Annotated in this window: 1 protein-coding gene and 1 pseudogene; both read left to right on the top strand. The window is 63.3% G+C overall.

Translation table 11 applies throughout. The features are described from left to right. Positions 1-1162 (top strand): annotated as a pseudogene (locus EOA86_RS30490) (deoxyguanosinetriphosphate triphosphohydrolase); the annotation flags it as partial. 74 nt (positions 1163-1236) lie between these two features. After that, a partial coding sequence (argS, locus tag EOA86_RS30485) for an arginine--tRNA ligase (RefSeq protein ID WP_128345020.1) occupies positions 1237-2482 on the top strand: 1246 nt, incomplete at its 3' end.

The raw sequence follows: 2482 nt of genomic DNA, 5'->3' as shown, positions 1-2482 counted from the left end.
ATGCGTGCGATCCGGCGAAGTCGCGCGGGCGGCTGTTCGACGAGGTGGAGAGCCCGACCCGCACGCCATTCCAGCGCGACCGCGACCGCATCATCCATTCGACGGCATTCCGCCGGCTGAAGCACAAGACGCAGGTGTTCGTCGCGCATGAGGGCGATCATTACCGCACCCGGCTGACGCATTCGATCGAGGTGGCGCAGATAGCGCGTGCCCTGGCGCGGGCGCTGCGCGGCGACGAGGACCTGGCCGAGGCGGTGGCGCTGGTGCACGATTTTGGCCACACGCCCTTCGGCCATACCGGCGAGGACGCGCTGAACGAGAAAATGGTCGCCTGGGGCGGCTTCGATCACAACGCGCAATCGCTGCGCGTGGTGACGCGGCTGGAGAGCCGCTATGCCGAATTCGACGGGCTCAACCTCACCTGGGAAACGCTGGAGGGCCTGGTAAAACACAACGGACCGCTGACTGACGCCAGCGGAAAGGGTCTGAAGGGGCCGGTGCCGCAGGCGATCCGCGACTATTCGGAGCTGCACGACCTCGAACTCGGCCGCTTCGCCGGCATCGAGGCGCAGTGCGCAGCGATCGCCGACGACATCGCCTACAACACCCATGACATCGACGACGGCCTGAGATCCGGCTTCCTGACGCTGGACATGCTGGAAAAGGTCTCGCTGCCCGGCTCGATCCTCGAAGACGTGCGCCAGCGCTATCCGGCGCTGGACGATGTGAGGACAGGGCACGAACTGATGCGACGGCAGATCACGATGATGGTCGAGGATGTCATCGTTCCACCACCGCCAATCTGGCCCGCATCAAGCCGGACAGCGCCGACGCGGTAAGGGTGGCAGGCGAGACGATGGTGACCTTTTCAGCCGAAATGGCCGCGTTCGAAAAGGAATTGAAGGCCTTTCTCTACAAGCATCTCTACCGGCACAGCGAGGTCATGCGCGTGCGTAACGAGGCCGAGCAGATCGTCAACGACCTGTTCGAGGTCTATTTCGCCAATCCGCGCGCCATGCCCGACGGCTGGCGCGAAGGGCTCGACCGGGCCGACGATCGCATCAAGGCGCGCAGCGTCGCCGACTTCCTGGCGGGCATGACGGATACCTACGCTTTGAAAGAACACCGCCGTTTGTTTGACCATACGCCTGAATTAAGCTAGGCCGAGCTCGATTTTGCCGGCCAATAAGCCGGATCCCTGCAAAGCAGCCAGAGCCACACCCCAGAGCTACACCAATGAACATCTTCGCCGATTTCAACGCGCGAATCACCAGAACTGTCGAAGCGCTTGACTTAAAAGACAAAGACGGCGGTTCGCTGGACTTGTCGCGCATCGCCGTCGAGCCGCCGCGCGACGCCAGCCATGGCGACCTGGCGACCAATGCGGCAATGGTGCTGGCCAAGCCGACCGGCCAGCCCCCACGCGCACTGGCTGAAAGGCTGGCGCAGGCGCTGCGCGCCGACATTGACATCGCCGCTGCGGACGTTGCCGGTCCAGGCTTCGTCAATCTCAGGCTCAAGGACGCGTTCTGGCAGTTGCATCTGACTGTGCTGCTCGGCGAAGGCCGCGACTACGGCCGCTCGACGGTCGGCGGCGGCAAGAAAGCCAATGTCGAATATGTCTCGGCTAACCCTACCGGACCGATGCATGTCGGCCATTGCCGTGGCGCCGTGGTGGGTGATGCGCTCGCCAATCTGATGGCCTTCGCCGGTTATGACGTGACCAAGGAATATGTCATCAACGATGCTGGTTCGCAGATCGACGTGCTCGGCCGCTCGGTCATGCTGCGTTACCGCGAGGCGCTCGGCGACGACATCGGCGAGATTCCGGCCGGGCTCTATCCGGGCGACTATCTGGTGCCGGTCGGCCAGGCGCTGGCCAGCGAATTCGACCGCTCCCTGCTGCAGATGTCCGACGAGGAAGCGCTTGCCATCGTCAAGGACAGGACGATCGATGCGATGATGGCCATGATCCGCGAGGATCTGGCGCTGCTCAATGTGCATCACGACGTCTTTTTCTCGGAGCGCACGCTGCACGCCGACAACGCCCGGAAAATCCGTTCGGCCATCAACGACCTGACGCTCAAGGGCCATATCTACAAGGGCAAGCTGCCGCCGCCCAAGGGCGAGAAGCCGGACGACTGGGAGGATCGCGAGCAGACGCTGTTCCGCTCGACTGCGGTCGGCGACGACATGGACCGGGCGCTGGTCAAGTCGGACGGCACCTTCACCTATTTTGCCGCGGACGTCGCCTATTTGAAGGACAAGGTCGATCGCGGTTTCGTCGAGCTGATCTATGTGCTTGGCGCCGATCATGGCGGCTATGTGAAGCGCCTGGAAGCGCTCGCCCGGGCGATTTCCGGCGACGAGGTGAAGCTTTCAGTGCTGCTTTGCCAACTGGTGAGGCTTTTTCGCGAGGGCGAACCGGTGCGCATGTCGAAGCGGTCGGGCGATTTTGTGACGCTGCGCGAAGTGGTGGAGG

Origin of the sequence: Mesorhizobium sp. M5C.F.Ca.IN.020.32.2.1, from assembly GCF_004023105.1 — a bacterium.
Taxonomy (GTDB): domain Bacteria; phylum Pseudomonadota; class Alphaproteobacteria; order Rhizobiales; family Rhizobiaceae; genus Mesorhizobium; species Mesorhizobium wenxiniae.
The sequence above is the reverse complement of the archived record's forward strand: the minus strand, read 5'-3'. Positions and strand labels throughout refer to the sequence as shown.